This window comes from Bacillus sp. JJ1532 (genome assembly GCF_036965085.1).
GTDB lineage: Bacteria > Bacillota > Bacilli > Bacillales > Cytobacillaceae > Cytobacillus.
On sequence record NZ_JBALOW010000059.1, the window covers coordinates 11,649 to 25,513 of the forward strand.

The following is a 13,865-nucleotide window of genomic DNA, read 5'->3' on the forward strand; positions in this document are numbered from 1 at the left end:
TCGGATTAAACAGAGGCAGTATTGATTTCATTTTCATTCCTTCAAATAAGGAATTACGATATAATAAGTATAAATCATCATTAGATAAGGGATGTAAAAATATGGATATGGTTATTGTTTCATCAATTGGCGCCATTGGCATGGCTATATTCGTCATGTTTCTCCGCATTAAGGCAGCAAAAAAACCAGCATCAGCCAAAAAAATAATTTTGCCGCCTATTTTCATGAGTACTGGTGCCCTCATGTTTATTTTTCCGTATTTTAGAGTAACGCCCCTTGAAATCTTGGAAGCTACTTTAGTAGGTATGATATTTTCCATACTACTGATCAAAACCTCTAAATTTGAAATTAGGGAAAATCAAATATATTTAAAGCGGTCAAAGGCATTTGCCTTTATCTTAATTGGTTTACTCATACTTAGAATAGCTGGTAAATTGGTTCTGAGTTCTTCCATTGATCTCGGGGAGCTTAGCGGTATGTTTTGGATACTAGCGTTTGGGATGATTGTTCCATGGAGAGTTGCTATGTATATGAACTATCGTAAATTGCAGCGTGAATTAAGTTTATCGCAGATTAACGGGCTGTAAGACCCCACTTCAAGAAGTTGAGTAATACAAAAATTTCCAAGTGGGGGATCAACAGCCCGTAAAAGCCCGATTGGTTCAACTAACAATCAGTGGGGGATGAAAGAAAACCCCCACTGATTGAAGTTTCACTTTATTGAATTGAAAAATAAAGATGTAAATGCCACAGATTAGTGAAAATCTGTGGCATTTGTAAAATTAAAACCATTCCCCTTTGAGAATGGTTAAAATAAATGTTCGTATGGAGTCATATTTATTTCTTTTTCAATTAATCTTTTTCTTAAGAATTTATGATCTCGTTTTGGTGTAGCAACAATATATCCTCTTATTATTAAATCCTTATTGATTGAAGAAACCTTTTCCTTTATCGCGAGCTCACCAATTTTTCCGGCAATTTTATGCCTTGCCACATCACGGAAAAGTTCGGGTACAGGACTAACAAGATCTTCAAGCAAGTTTTTTCCTTCTTGATTCCAAAGATGCTTTGATTCATTCACGTAATATTCTTCCCAATCCATATCCGATTTTCCGTCTTCCTTAGGCATCTTTTTCAAGAACTTCCGAAACATAAAGAAGCCGCCAATGGCAAAAGAGCCCGTAAGGACAACAACCCAGAACAGAATAAACCACAAAAACCATCCACTAAGCATATACTCACCTTCAAATACATTATACTTACTATATTATAATCGCTTGCCAGATTGCAGACAAGTTAAGTGATCAATATAAAAAAACAGATTATTTCCTTGCTCATTATATCTTAAAATACTATAATTAACATGTCCAATTAAGGGGCTGATTGGGGTACTGGTGTCCTCCGTAGTCTTCAAAACTATCTGTGACCACCGTGTGTGGTCAGCTGGGTTCGATTCCCAGGCAGTCCCGCCAGAAAATGCTTACATGACAGCGTTTTTAAGGTATAGGATGCTGAGACACATCTGTAATTTGATTTATTTTATTAAAAACTCTGCTACGGTTTTCGTACAGTTCATAATAAGACTAGTTTAGACTATGACTAAAAACTGTCAAAGTCTATTCTTAAAACCGTTGGACTCCGTTCACTAAAAATGTGAAAGGGGTCTTTTTTTGTGCGGAAATCGAGAGTAAGGAAGTTTGTAAGGAAATCATCATCAGATGAAGGTAATGAGCTCCTAATGAGTGAGATGTTTGAACAGTTTATGTTAGTCAAAAAGGGTGAGGGTTTAGCAAGTAGGACACTGGAAGAGTATTATAAGAACTTTGATTACTTTTTGAGATATACGGAAACTGACCTCACAAAAGAAGAAATGACTTTAGAGAAGTTTATGGGCTGGATTGAGTACATGTTAGATGAATTAGATTACTCACCTCATACGGTTAATATACGTGTTAGGACAATGAGGGCATTCGTTCGGTACTGCTATGAAGATAAAAACTGGATTAACGAGCCTATTCATAAGCGTTTTAAGCCTATAAAAGCACCGATTGATAATGTTGATTCGTTCACGATAGAAGAGGTTAAAAGTTTATTAGCTACGATAGATGATACTACATACGTTGGTTTTCGTACAAAAGTTATTATTTACGTTTTGCTTGATACGATGATGCGAAGTTGTGAGCTATTAGATGTAAAAAGAGAGAATGTTGATTTAAAAGGGTTGTCTATTAAGCTTGATGCAGCTGAAACAAAAACACGTACAACCCGTACAGTACCATTATCCCCAAAAACAGCCAAATTGTTATCTGAATATATGGATGAAACGGATGAGTTTGAAAGTGATTATCTCTTTGTCAGTTACGAAGGAAAGCAATTAAGCTATTCGTGCATTAAAGACAATATTAAAATACTCGGTCAAATTGCTGGAATTAAAAACAAAAGAGTGTCGCCATACGTATTTCGCCACACAGGGGCACTGTTTTACATCATGAATAACGGAGATCCATTTAGTTTACAAAAAATCTTAGGGCATGGGCACATGAACATGGTTCGTAGATATGTCCAAATGACAAACGTGGAAATCCAACATAAACATGCCAACCATTCGCCAGTAAACTATGTTTTTAAAAAATAGCTTAATCTAAACAACTTAGATTTATAGAGGATAGCATCAATGGATAAGTACAAAGAAGCCTTAGATGAAGTAGTAAGAATCTGCATGGATAAATTAAATAGTCGCACTTGCGAATGTCAACATGAGTTGTCAGAGCAGATATTAGACGAAATTTCAAAAATATTAAGAAAAAAATAAGCATAAAAAAAGACCCGTGTTACCAGCACGGATCAGTTTGATAACTATGGCATAGTCATCCATTCAATGACTATAGTGTACACCAATTTTTCGAAAAATACAAGCGTGTATGCTTATTTGACTATGCCTTCATTTAGAAAAATGGAGGTTTTTTGTCGTGAAATCGGGAGATATTAAAAATTACAGACAACTATCACAATTCAGAGACTTAAAGGACTTTAATAACCAATTTGAACAACATATGCTAGATTTAAAAGATAATTTTACTAAAAGTGAATTAGTGGCTTTAAAACGACTTGTGCGCTTCTCTGCGTCCATTGCAGGTGTTTGCTATGCCAAAATACAGACAGTCGTTGCAGCTACTCATGAACATGATGGAGTAGGTATATCCAGATCAACGTTTAAACGAATGCTCACAAAGGCAAAAGAAGTGGGCTTATTAGTCGTACATAATACTTTCAAGAATGGAAAGCAAGGGCATAGTGTTTATGTTTTTAATTGCTATTCTTCTATTTCTAATCGACTTGAACCACCTAGTGACGAAAAAATGAACCACCATGAAACTAGTAATCTTTTAGAATCTAGCAGTAATATAAAAGAATTACGTACATCATCCGTAAAATCTATTAATCAATCTATCAAGCAACCTATTTCTCTTTTACCTGCTTATATAGATTCAGGGTTCGCTGGACTATCATCCTACTACTTCTCAGATAGCGATACAGTAGAGTTATTTCGTATTGCGACTATTCACTCCAGAATGGCTAAACTCTCTTCAGATGCGTTTAAATTGGCTTCTGTGGAGGGTTTAAAAGTACTGGCTTATAAAGTTAAGACTGAGAAAGTAAAGAGTGTTAGAGGTTATTTTGACGGGATCATGAAGAAATTATGTAGAAAATATTGGCTTAAAGAAAGCTTTTTAAGCATGTTTGAAGGTTAAGACAGAGGTTCAAGGTGAACTTCTGTTTAAGGTCAGGTTCATCATGAACCAGAGCTAAACAAAAAAGGAGCAGCTATTTGCTGTCCTCTTGTCCATATTTTACTACGTCTTCAATCGTGTAAGTTTTATTGATACCTTTATCCTTTGCAATTTGATTTAATGCATCCAGTATCTTCTTTAAGGTAACAAAGGTTATTTGCTTTGCTTTTCCACTAGCTATTTCATTAATTGTGAGTGGTCTTACCTTTGCTTCAACTGCTAGTGCATTTCTTTTAATGTTTAATTCATCTAATGTTTCGTTAAGTGTTGATATAAATCCATTTGCAATTAAAGATGTGTCTTTCGTTTCTTTGTCAGTCATACAATCCCTCCTTTAATACTATTATACAATATTTAACGAATTGAGTAAAACTCTTTTAGTTTAACCTATTGACGAAATTTGTAACAAGGTTTATATTTAACTTATTAAGTTAAACAAATTAAGTTAAAAGGGGGAAGTCAAATGAAAATCGTCCCAAATGATTACTGCAATGAATGTAGACGTAACACTCATTTAATTGTAACTGGTGAAACAGAAGATAGTATTTTTGCAACCTGTCCACATTGTAAAGCTAAGTTTGATCTCATCAATGACGGTTACCGTATTAAAGAAGTCAAGAAGGTTAAGTTAGTGACTGAGCGCATCTCGTATTATACCCGTAAAGTCGCTGAACACAGTAAGACTTACCGTGATATTAATCGTTATCAATACAGGTCACAGCGTCTGTTGTATTACAAATCACTAATGCATGGGAATATCAAGAAGGAGGGTTACAAATGATAGGTTGGCTTCTCTATAGCTTCCTAACCTTCATAGTCGGATTATATTGCGGTCTTTCACGATCTGGAGCCTTGAAGTAATAATCGCAACATTAATTTAAAAAACTACATAATAAAGGGGATATTAAAATGACAGCTACTATCGCAGCTACAAATAAACAAACGTTTAAGGTTTTCGCAAACATTCAAATGCCAATTGAAATTAAAATTGAAGGTATGAGTCAAGAGGATGTTAAAGAAAAGTTAGATTCTATAAACATACAGCAAGCGTTTCTAAATCTGTTAACGATGCAAGGTGAAGTAATATCAGCTAAAGTGTGGGATCATGATCTATCAATCGAGGATATTGAAGAAAATTAGTTGCTTCCAAATTATGTAATGAGCAGATATTTGGACGGAATTGTCAAAAGTTTATAGGATATTAGTAGAAGTCAAAAAAATAATATTTACTTTTTCCAGTAAATCTATTTACATTATTTCCATAATCTGATATATTTATAGGATATATCTATAAACGACTAATAGTTATGCTTAAATTGCTCTTAAAATGGGCAATTTGGCATAACTGCTTTGTTGTCTATTTTTGAAAATGTATCTTCTATCACTAATGTGATATTTAACTAATACCTATTATAAACCATTCTCTCATAAAATCAACAACAAGTTGATAAAAAGTGAGAAAAACTTGAAAGGAGGTGATGAGGATGGAATTAAACAAAAACATGCTGTTTTTCTGCTATGATTTCAGCTTAAAAAATAAGTTAAAGGCAAATGGTATTAAATTTATTACAACTGCTGTATCAAATGATAATAAGCGGTTCTGGCTTTATTTTCGTACAGAACAGGTCAATTCGGTAATTCAGCAGCACGTTAAACAGAATGGCTAATACTTAACTTAAACAATTATTCAGAAGGAGAGATTATTAATGACTCAAGTAGCAGAAGTAATTGAAAAGAAAAAGTTAGTTGTGAAAGTACCTACTGGAATCGTAAGAAATGAAGAAAAATATTTATCTAATGATGAGTTTGTAATGTATGCTCGCTTATGTTTCCTATATTTTAGAAGCTATAACAAAAAAGAAATTAAATTAGATCATAAGAAACTAATGAGATTTCTCAAAATATCTGATACAAGGACTTTCAAAAGCAGATTGAAGAAACTTTACAAATTAGGATTAATTGAAGAGGAAATCAGTAAACTCCCAACAAAAGGAACATTAACTATTGTATTCAATGAAAAGGTGTATGAGGAAGATAAACATTTCACAATGATGAACGCTGACGTATTCAATTACTGGGTAAATGACCAAATTGATGAATATGCTTTCCGACAAGTGTTCTATTACAAAAGTCATATTAACTTGGATGATAAGGAACGTGATAGAAGTTACTGTTTTGTAGGGTATGAGACTCTTGTTAAGAGATTGAAAATATCCAAGACGAAAGTAAAAGAAGCTAATAAGCAACTAGAAGTAGCAAAACTATTAAAAATCGTAATACATAAATTGGGAACTAATTATGAGTATGGTGAAAATGATGAGCTGGTATTTGATAGATATAACAATCATTATTACGTTGCAAAATCATTACATTGAAAACGTTGATTTAAAGCCATTTCACCTAAGTGCTCTTTATGCAGAGGTGAGTACTGTGAATGCAGAGATAGAAATGGGGATGCAGAGGTAACGATTAGAATTGCAGAGGTGGAGTACTCACATTGCTGACAATGACAGTACAGTATATATAAGTTAATTAATATAGAAGATACATTTAAATATACATAATAAAGATACAGGTTAAAATACAGTATTTAGTACGACAAGAAAATACACCTTGTCTCACTGAAATTGAAATTGTTCTTCTTGTTTCCGAATGTTGAAGTGTTAAATTGTGAAGGTTTTTTTTATTACATAATTTTAATGATGTTTCCGAATTATTTATACATAATCAATTGTTAATGTTCGTGTTTTGAAAATTAAACAGATAGGGAGAATGATGTTAAATGACTAATGTTAATGTTGAAAATAAGGTTGTAACCTACAAAGAGGCATTAAAGGTAATTCAAGAAAAATTAAACAGTGATTTATCTGTTGAAGAAAGAATGAATCTGGTCAATGAATTACTTGAATACGATGTAAAAGTTGTATTCGACTATGAGGACTTTGACTTCAAGATTGAAGAAGATACTAAATGTAAAATTGTTGGTGCGGAGGAAGCTTTACTAATTATTAAGTACGTTAATGATAAATTATTTAGTCAGCACAAAAAGAAAACCGATCCACTTTATGAGGACACTTATCTTGCTAAAGGACTATCCAACATTACTGATTACCTTTTGGAAAAGTGGAATGAATGGGAGGATTCAGACCCTACCTTGGAGGATTACACCATTCAATCCAAATATGACCTCGACAGGCTGGTATCGGCAGGTAAAAACAAGCAGATTATTGGATTTGATTCGAGTACTCATGATGAATTTGGAGAAAGTGGGTTATCTTCATCTGTTTTGGAAGGTTGGGAATTCCATGTTGACCAATTGGAGAAAATGACTAGGGCAGATGATGTCTATAGATTAAGTGAAAACAATAAAAAGAAAATGAGGGATCAATTGGTATCATCTAATCTAATTGAATATCCAGTATTGTATGAGCGTTATTTGGTCTATAAAGAAATTGGGCTTCGCTATGGTTTTGATAAAGATTTGTCTAAGGATGATAAGCAAAAAATCAAGGAACGATGGATTGGGTGTTTTACCGACAATCCGACAAATATCAAGCCAAAGGACAGATATTATAGATTACAAAAAATGTATAACGGCATCGGTTACGAGATATTTAAAATGCTGGAACAAAACTTTATTAAGCCTAAAGCAAATAATCAAATTAAGGGACTTTACAGCGGTGTAGAGAACTCTAATGACTTTATACTGGATAGGGTTGCTTTAAGTATCACAGAGCACGTTAACGGACTCCTAACGATACAGCGAGGTGGACGGGTAGGTGAATATCATCCTATTTTCATAATTTTGAAGGAAAGGCATGATGGTGATAAGGATTCGGCTTTCAATGTGATTATTGATGAGTTGCTTTATACATTGGATATTGCTGATTTGTCCGATATGGAAAGGGATATTGTCTTGATGATTATTGGCGAGTTTGGGGAGATGAACATACATAAGCAAGAAAATAAAAATCCATATGATTTAATGGCTACATACATTAATGAAAAATATAATCAAAGCTTCACGAAAACAGAATTGAAGAAAATGGTAAATAATAAGATTGCTAGAGTAATAGCCTGTACATATGATGATTTGGAAAAAGGGTTAGATGTGAAAGAGTGTGTGAGTTGTCGTGTCGAGAAAATGGCAAGTATCAATAACTTTGGGAAGGATACGAGAAATAAAAGTGGTTTAAAATCGGTATGCAAAAAGTGTGCAGCGGAATTAGAGAAAAAAAGAAGAGAAAACGAAATGAAAATGGTTGACTTGGCATTGTAAGTTATTATATAATTAAATGTTACACCATAGATTACATATAAGAGAAATTTACTCTCTAATTAAAGTGTAGGGCATTTAGTTCTACACTTTCTTTCATTTCGTTATTGTATAGATGGATGCAATGACAATGTATCAACACAGAGTATGGTTAATTCTGTTGTTTTTTCATTTAAATGTTTTTCTCCTTTAATTTAGGCAGCCCTTATAGGGCTGTTATTTTTTTGCCTGCTAATGAATTTATTCAATAAATAATGTCACTAAATTAATTTAAAAAGGAGGGAGTTGAAGTGACAAGAGATGAACGGCTGGAGCTAATGCTTGAGATTAAGAAAAAAGATTTAAAAATGAAAGATATTGCAGTAGAAATGAATATTTCTCCAAGTTTGTTAAGTCAATATCTGAATGATAAATGCAATATGTCATCTGAAAAAGTGTTCAAGTTAAAGCAACTTGTAAGTCAAGCAAAAGAATTTGTATGGCAAAAGGTTTATATAGATTGATTGACGTTATCGCCTAGGTATATCCTAGTCGCCTAAAGTTTTTCCTGCGTCTTTAAAATAAAAGGTTAAACTAGAAAAATTTTATGACTTTATTCATAATTATTTTTCCTCCGTGTATGAGGGCTAGAGGTATCAGCGCTGCTAGCTTTGATCGTACATCTAAGTAAGAAGGATGGTGATTACAATGAGTATGTACAAAAATCTTATAGATATTGTTAGAGTGTTTTATCATGATGAGCCTTTACTTCGACTATTACACTATAAACCTGAAGATATGGCACAAAGAAGATTAGACCCATTAGATAAATCTTTGGCAAATATATTAGACATAGATAAAGATTGGGTTATCAGGGATAAGGTATTTAAACTAGTTCCTAAATCCTCAAATTTGGAAGATGAGCCTATTTGTCGAATTTATCTTTATGCAGGTAGACGAGAAAGAGCTTCAGGAAATTACCTACATGCAAATCAAATGGTTGTTGTAGATATTCTTTGTCACATTGATTACGAAAAAGACTTAAGGTCATGTCGGATTGGTGACAGAATAAATGAACTCATAGTTGACAGTAATGTTACAGGGTTCGGAAAGATTAGATATGTCGAAGGAATGCCCTTTGCAGCACCTGAAGATTATGTTGGATATAGACATTTCTATGAAGTTGGGAATTTCACAAAATGAATGAATTAAGTTTTTTAAAAGGTGATCCAATTGAAATAGCTAATGGACTGAAAGTATATCCAGCTACATTGGCTGAAATAGCAGAAGTTGGAGAGCTTACATACAATTCGTTTATTAGTGTTATTTCGATAACTAAAGACACATTAAATTTTAATAATAAAGATGAATTACATTTCAATTCAGATTTAGAATTTATACTTTATTTAATTAGAAATTATTATGAAGTTTTTGAGTTATTTACGAAAGCTCTAAATTTGTTTCTGAGAAGTGAAATTGAATACCGAGAGGATTTGGGAATTATCGTTCAAAGTGGAGAAAATCAATTCATTTTGGATGATTTTTTATTTTCACAAATTAAAGAAATAGTTAGAAAGCAAAACTTTCTCAAAGATAGTGAGAATTCTGATTTTAAACCTGCGAACTCAAAAGCAATGGCTTTACTTGAAAAGTTTAATAAAGCCAAGGAAAAGATTCAGAAACAAAATACTGAAGAAGGTTTAAGTTTAAAAGATATTATCTCAATTGTAGCAACTTACAGTAATGATATTAACATCAAAACTGTATGGGACTTAACTGTTTCACAATTGTATGAGTCTTACTTGCGTTTGATCATTTGGGATGATTATCAAAATAAACAAAGACTTCTTCCTCACATAAGTGATCCTCAGTCACTCGATTTAAAACATTGGGCAACTGATATCAATAAAATAAAAAATTAAAATGGAGGTAGTACAATGGGATTACAATATGGTATTAAAGAAGTTTTGGATACAACGATTGTTGACTTCAAAACAAAGAAGCCAGTGGCTTTTATTGATTATGCAGAAGCATCTTCAAACGAAATTGGAGGAGAGCGTCTAGACTTAACAGGTGGTCGTGGTAATGCGAAGCAAATGAGCTTTGACCACTCGAAAACATCTACATTTACTTTAACTGTTCCCCTTGTTGACCTTAACTTACTTGCTCTTATGACTGGTGAGGACTTAGGTGAAGGTGTGGGACAAATCTTCAAGCGTGAAGTGTTATCTGTAGCAGATGACATTGGTACTCCAAAAGTTGAGTTGTCACAAACGCCTGTAGGTGAGGTTAAAATCTACAAGCTTGAGGGATTACGAGATATTGGAGAGGAATTTGCAGTATCGAATGTATCTGCCAAGAAAGTAACTTTAACAACTCCTGCGGCTGATGGTGAGGAAGTAGTTGCATTCTATCAATATGCAGCACCAACTACATCTAAACGTGTATCTGTAAAGTCTTCTAAGTTCCCTAAAGCTGTTGCGATTTATGGTACTGGATTGGCTCGTAACCAAGAAGATGAACAAGATTATCCTTGTCATGTAACTGTTTATAAAGCTCGTCCACAGCAAAATATGACTTTCACTATGTCTGGAAACGAAGCTACTAATCTTCAAATTGTATTTGATATGTATGAAGTAAAAGACGCTAATGGTGATGGTCAATATATCGACTATATTTTCGAAACTGAATAATTAAATACATAGAAGAGAGTAGATGTTTCTACTCTCTTTACCTATATAAAAGGAGGAAAGTGAAAATGACAAAGCAAGTATCTATTTCGATGCTCAAAGAAGACAATAAAATTTATGATGAATTTATAGAAGTGCCTGTTGATTATGATGAGCAGGAACATATTATTAAAGTTTATCCATATTTCAAGCCAACTAAGGTTCAAAAGTTAGTTGACAGTCTAGTTGATTTTTATAAAAGTGCTCAAGAAGAAAACATATCTATTCCAAAGGAAGAAGAAAGTGATATTATTGCATACTTCATTGTTAAATTCTTTACAGATGTTAAGTTTGCAAATAGCAAAAAAGCAAAGACAATGTACGATGAATTTAAAATTGTATTAAATGCAAAGATATTCCAATTTATTTTCAAGTTATTCCCAGAAGACTCTATAAAAGAAGTCCATGAACGAATTAATGATGTAATTGAGGCAAGTCAAAGGATTCAATTAGTAGATAAACAGATTCATAAAACAGTAGCGGAACTTCAACTTGAGAGTAAAAAACATCTTAAAAAATAAGGGAGGAATTAAGATGAACGAGATTATTGAAGTTGGGGACATCGTTATAAGTCGTTCCCATGGGAAAAAAGGTAAGGTTGTAAAGTTGAAGACTTATGATCGTAGCGCATTAGTTGAAGTGATTGTAAAACGTGATAAAGAGGCTGGTACTAGGACTACCAAGATATTAGCATTTCCTTTGTCTGACCTAAGACATTGGCAACGCAAGCCTAATAAAGATATTGAGGAATCAATTGTTAAACCTGAATCAGTTCTTACAGACAGGCAAAAGGAATTGTTTGCTAATGCACCAAAGCTAGAATTGACTGCTGAAGCATTGAAGAACATGGAAGAAGCCATAAAGTTAAATCGAATTATAAAGAGTCCTAAAGTGGCTTTCCCCAAAATGAAAGGGGATGAGTGATTTAGTAAAAGACCATAAAGGGATCTATTGTGTAAGATGTAACATCATTATTAAAGATGAAGAGTTAGCAGCGTGGGATTGTAGTAAATGTGATATATCTTACAATTGGGAGCATATAGAGATTGTGATAAATGGGGAGGAGAATGAAAATGAGTAATGATATTAAGAAGGAGTTTAAAAAGGTTACAGATTTAATTTCTAAGGTTCTTAGTGAGAAGACCTATACTAGAAATTCTGATACAGCCCTCTATCTCGAGTGTTGCCGTGAACTTGGAGCGACTGATATTGCAACAATGATGGACTTGAATCTTAATGTCATATCCGTACATAAGACACGCCAAAAGTTGAATCGTGAGGGTTTATTTCTACCGAGTGATGAGGTTCAGAATGTTAGGAAACAAAGGCAAAAAGTAATTCGTGAAATAATGGTTAGTTAAGACGCTTAGTAAAGTGGTCTTTTTTATTTTGCATTGGAGTGGAGAAATTGAAAGAAAGGATAGATTATAAGAATCCTGGCTTTTATACGGGTGTGGTTAGAAACCATATTGAAATTGTTGAAAAGGTAAAGGTTAATACTTTGCCAACAATGGATAATGTCAAAGATTATTATGAAGTACATATGTTTGAAGATAATTACATAGGTGTTTTTAATACGGGTAGACAGCGATATTTGAAGCCACATATTAAAGATGAGAAAGATAATTACTTTTGCTATGGATTAAGGACAATTGGGAATAAATCTAAAACTACATATATGCATAGATTAGTTGGGTTGGCTTGGGTTGATGGATGGGATATTGATAAAGTTACAGACCATCTTGATAACGATAAGCAGAATTGTTTAGCTTCTAACTTGGAATGGGTTACTGGAAAGGTTAATACTCAAAGAGCTGTAAAAGATGGCTTAGGAGTGGGTAGACCCAGAGTAATAAAGGTTAAGAAACCAAAATTAACTTTATTGGAATTATCCCAAAGTAGTAGTAAAGGTAGAAATGGATTATCTTATGAGCAAGTGGAATCTGTCTTTGAAATGTTAAAGGAAGGATATAGTGTTTCATCAATTGCAAAAGAATTTAAAGTATCTCAACCATGCATTAGTCAGATAGTCTTAGGTAAAAGGTGGAAGACACATCCTGCAAGTAACTGTATATGAGTAATCGTAAAGCTATCTAATAAGAATGGCTTTTTTATTTACCTTGAAAGGCGGTGAAAGAATAATGGTAAAGGAAATATTATTTAATTCAGTGGAAAGTATTGCCCTTTGTGTATCTATGGCTTTATTGTTAGCAACACTTGATCCTATGTTTGCAGCAGGTGTGATTATCGGTTGTGTAGCAATGGTAGCTGTTATTGTGTTTGCTTATATCGTGAGTCATGGTATTACGTTTAAGTGGAGAAAGAAGAAATAATTATTATACATACTACTTTCACACCGTAGCTCAACTAGTTAGAGCAGTCTGCAATCCACTGTAGTACATGTTGCTGGTGCAAGTCCAGTCGGTGTGTTTAATTCTATACCTATTATTTTTGAGTTTGAATCTGCTTTATTTGTGTTATCCTACATTTGGGATTACGCATATAAGGGGATAGAGAGTATGGATGTCATTATATATTTTATAAAAGAGATTGGATTGTATAATTCCTCATATTTGTTAATAACTCTACTAGGAGTTATAGTTTCAGCTTTAGGAATAATTGTAACTGGGATATTTAGTTTTTTATTATGGAAAGCAACTAAACTGACAAATGAGCTTACAAAAGCTAATTATGAACTGGCATCAACTGTCACAAAATATCAAATAGAAAAAGAAAACGGAGTAAAAAGTAGATACAGAAGTCAGGTATGGAAGAAAGTTAATTTCATTGTATTTACTCTCAGAAAGCAAATAGAAGAGGGACTAGATTATAAGGATGTAATTGAAACTTATAGCTATTGTAAAGAAATTGGACTCTCAGATGAAATTATTGGAATGTATTTTGATCAAGAAGAGAAGTTTATTATTGACAGTACATGGGCATTATTTAATGATTATGTAGAAACTTGGTGGAAAGAAGATGGCGAGATTAGGAAATCAAATAGCATTACCAATATAAAACTTCATAATGAAATGGCTGAACATGCAATGTTAACCGCAAATTCCCTATATAAATTATTATTAAAAAATG

General features: G+C 33.2%; 19 protein-coding genes, 1 tRNA gene and 1 pseudogene. 19 read left to right on the plus strand and 2 right to left on the minus strand.

Annotated features, from left to right (window positions below; all coding sequences use genetic code 11):
• Positions 1–101: 101 nt before the first annotated feature.
• Complete coding sequence (locus tag V7122_RS19320) at positions 102–587, plus strand: CcdC family protein (protein ID WP_335355520.1); 486 nt, start codon at positions 102–104, stop codon at positions 585–587.
• Between the two features lie 221 nt (positions 588–808).
• Here V7122_RS19320 and V7122_RS19325 read toward each other — a convergent pair whose 3' ends face one another.
• Positions 809–1,234, minus strand: coding sequence for a DUF2621 domain-containing protein (locus V7122_RS19325; RefSeq protein WP_335528353.1), 426 nt, complete (start codon positions 1,232–1,234; stop codon positions 809–811).
• 141 nt (positions 1,235–1,375) lie between these two features.
• Between V7122_RS19325 and V7122_RS19330 the strand changes: the two genes are divergently transcribed.
• From V7122_RS19330 to V7122_RS19340, 3 genes are all read left to right on the plus strand, one after another.
• Positions 1,376–1,472: transfer RNA gene (locus V7122_RS19330), tRNA-Sec, on the plus strand.
• A 200-nt stretch (positions 1,473–1,672) separates the two neighbouring features.
• On the plus strand, positions 1,673–2,635 hold the full coding sequence (locus V7122_RS19335; RefSeq protein ID WP_335528356.1) for a tyrosine-type recombinase/integrase: 963 nt from the start codon (positions 1,673–1,675) through the stop codon (positions 2,633–2,635).
• A gap of 334 nt (positions 2,636–2,969) precedes the next feature.
• On the plus strand, positions 2,970–3,752 hold the full coding sequence (locus V7122_RS19340; protein WP_335528359.1) for a hypothetical protein: 783 nt from the start codon (positions 2,970–2,972) through the stop codon (positions 3,750–3,752).
• A gap of 73 nt (positions 3,753–3,825) precedes the next feature.
• Here the strand turns inward: V7122_RS19340 and V7122_RS19345 are convergent, their stop codons facing one another.
• Positions 3,826–4,113, minus strand: coding sequence for a helix-turn-helix domain-containing protein (locus V7122_RS19345; protein WP_335528362.1), 288 nt, complete (start codon positions 4,111–4,113; stop codon positions 3,826–3,828).
• A gap of 141 nt (positions 4,114–4,254) precedes the next feature.
• Here V7122_RS19345 and V7122_RS19350 point away from each other — a divergent pair, with 141 nt between their 5' ends.
• The 15 genes and pseudogenes from V7122_RS19350 to V7122_RS19420 form a co-directional block, all read left to right on the plus strand.
• The gene (locus V7122_RS19350; protein WP_335528365.1) at positions 4,255–4,572 is read left to right on the plus strand and encodes a hypothetical protein; all 318 of its coding nucleotides are present in this window, start codon (positions 4,255–4,257) and stop codon (positions 4,570–4,572) included.
• A 128-nt stretch (positions 4,573–4,700) separates the two neighbouring features.
• On the plus strand, positions 4,701–4,931 hold the full coding sequence (locus V7122_RS19355; protein ID WP_335528368.1) for a hypothetical protein: 231 nt from the start codon (positions 4,701–4,703) through the stop codon (positions 4,929–4,931).
• 344 nt (positions 4,932–5,275) lie between these two features.
• Positions 5,276–5,458 (plus strand): hypothetical protein, encoded by a 183-nt coding sequence (locus V7122_RS19360; protein ID WP_335528371.1) that lies wholly within the window; start codon positions 5,276–5,278, stop codon positions 5,456–5,458.
• Between the two features lie 39 nt (positions 5,459–5,497).
• Positions 5,498–6,166, plus strand: a complete 669-nt coding sequence (locus tag V7122_RS19365; RefSeq protein WP_335528374.1) for a hypothetical protein — start codon at positions 5,498–5,500, stop codon at positions 6,164–6,166.
• Positions 6,167–6,573: 407 nt separating this feature from the next.
• Positions 6,574–8,070: a hypothetical protein gene (locus V7122_RS19370; protein ID WP_335528377.1), complete on the plus strand. Its 1,497-nt coding sequence runs from the start codon at positions 6,574–6,576 to the stop codon at positions 8,068–8,070.
• A gap of 287 nt (positions 8,071–8,357) precedes the next feature.
• Complete coding sequence (locus V7122_RS19375) at positions 8,358–8,570, plus strand: helix-turn-helix domain-containing protein (protein WP_335528380.1); 213 nt, start codon at positions 8,358–8,360, stop codon at positions 8,568–8,570.
• 184 nt (positions 8,571–8,754) lie between these two features.
• Positions 8,755–9,249 (plus strand): hypothetical protein, encoded by a 495-nt coding sequence (locus V7122_RS19380; protein ID WP_335528383.1) that lies wholly within the window; start codon positions 8,755–8,757, stop codon positions 9,247–9,249.
• The gene (locus V7122_RS19385; protein ID WP_335528386.1) at positions 9,246–9,968 is read left to right on the plus strand and encodes a hypothetical protein; all 723 of its coding nucleotides are present in this window, start codon (positions 9,246–9,248) and stop codon (positions 9,966–9,968) included. Before V7122_RS19380 ends, V7122_RS19385 begins: the two co-directional genes overlap by 4 nt.
• Before the next feature lie 15 nt (positions 9,969–9,983).
• Positions 9,984–10,739, plus strand: a complete 756-nt coding sequence (locus V7122_RS19390; protein WP_335528389.1) for a hypothetical protein — start codon at positions 9,984–9,986, stop codon at positions 10,737–10,739.
• Between the two features lie 65 nt (positions 10,740–10,804).
• On the plus strand, positions 10,805–11,296 hold the full coding sequence (locus tag V7122_RS19395; RefSeq protein WP_335528396.1) for a hypothetical protein: 492 nt from the start codon (positions 10,805–10,807) through the stop codon (positions 11,294–11,296).
• Between the two features lie 13 nt (positions 11,297–11,309).
• Positions 11,310–11,699, plus strand: coding sequence for a hypothetical protein (locus V7122_RS19400; RefSeq protein ID WP_335528398.1), 390 nt, complete (start codon positions 11,310–11,312; stop codon positions 11,697–11,699).
• A gap of 149 nt (positions 11,700–11,848) precedes the next feature.
• The gene (locus tag V7122_RS19405) at positions 11,849–12,136 is read left to right on the plus strand and encodes a hypothetical protein (RefSeq protein WP_335528401.1); all 288 of its coding nucleotides are present in this window, start codon (positions 11,849–11,851) and stop codon (positions 12,134–12,136) included.
• A gap of 47 nt (positions 12,137–12,183) precedes the next feature.
• Complete coding sequence (locus tag V7122_RS19410; RefSeq protein ID WP_335528403.1) at positions 12,184–12,852, plus strand: HNH endonuclease; 669 nt, start codon at positions 12,184–12,186, stop codon at positions 12,850–12,852.
• A gap of 64 nt (positions 12,853–12,916) precedes the next feature.
• On the plus strand, positions 12,917–13,108 hold the full coding sequence (locus V7122_RS19415; protein WP_335528406.1) for a hypothetical protein: 192 nt from the start codon (positions 12,917–12,919) through the stop codon (positions 13,106–13,108).
• Between the two features lie 186 nt (positions 13,109–13,294).
• Positions 13,295–13,865 (plus strand): annotated as a pseudogene (locus V7122_RS19420) (hypothetical protein); the annotation flags it as partial.

Coding starts and splice junctions, on each gene's coding strand:
- V7122_RS19395 (WP_335528396.1), top strand. CDS start 10,805: ATGACAAAGCAAGTATCTATTTCGATGCTCAAAGAAGACAATAAAATT.
- V7122_RS19355 (WP_335528368.1), top strand. CDS start 4,701: ATGACAGCTACTATCGCAGCTACAAATAAACAAACGTTTAAGGTTTTC.
- V7122_RS19360 (WP_335528371.1), top strand. CDS start 5,276: ATGGAATTAAACAAAAACATGCTGTTTTTCTGCTATGATTTCAGCTTA.
- V7122_RS19385 (WP_335528386.1), top strand. CDS start 9,246: ATGAATGAATTAAGTTTTTTAAAAGGTGATCCAATTGAAATAGCTAAT.
- V7122_RS19380 (WP_335528383.1), top strand. CDS start 8,755: ATGAGTATGTACAAAAATCTTATAGATATTGTTAGAGTGTTTTATCAT.
- V7122_RS19325 (WP_335528353.1), bottom strand. CDS start 1,234: ATGCTTAGTGGATGGTTTTTGTGGTTTATTCTGTTCTGGGTTGTTGTC.
- V7122_RS19415 (WP_335528406.1), top strand. CDS start 12,917: ATGGTAAAGGAAATATTATTTAATTCAGTGGAAAGTATTGCCCTTTGT.
- V7122_RS19405 (WP_335528401.1), top strand. CDS start 11,849: ATGAGTAATGATATTAAGAAGGAGTTTAAAAAGGTTACAGATTTAATT.
- V7122_RS19390 (WP_335528389.1), top strand. CDS start 9,984: ATGGGATTACAATATGGTATTAAAGAAGTTTTGGATACAACGATTGTT.
- V7122_RS19400 (WP_335528398.1), top strand. CDS start 11,310: ATGAACGAGATTATTGAAGTTGGGGACATCGTTATAAGTCGTTCCCAT.
- V7122_RS19345 (WP_335528362.1), bottom strand. CDS start 4,113: ATGACTGACAAAGAAACGAAAGACACATCTTTAATTGCAAATGGATTT.
- V7122_RS19365 (WP_335528374.1), top strand. CDS start 5,498: ATGACTCAAGTAGCAGAAGTAATTGAAAAGAAAAAGTTAGTTGTGAAA.
- V7122_RS19320 (WP_335355520.1), top strand. CDS start 102: ATGGATATGGTTATTGTTTCATCAATTGGCGCCATTGGCATGGCTATA.
- V7122_RS19370 (WP_335528377.1), top strand. CDS start 6,574: ATGACTAATGTTAATGTTGAAAATAAGGTTGTAACCTACAAAGAGGCA.
- V7122_RS19350 (WP_335528365.1), top strand. CDS start 4,255: ATGAAAATCGTCCCAAATGATTACTGCAATGAATGTAGACGTAACACT.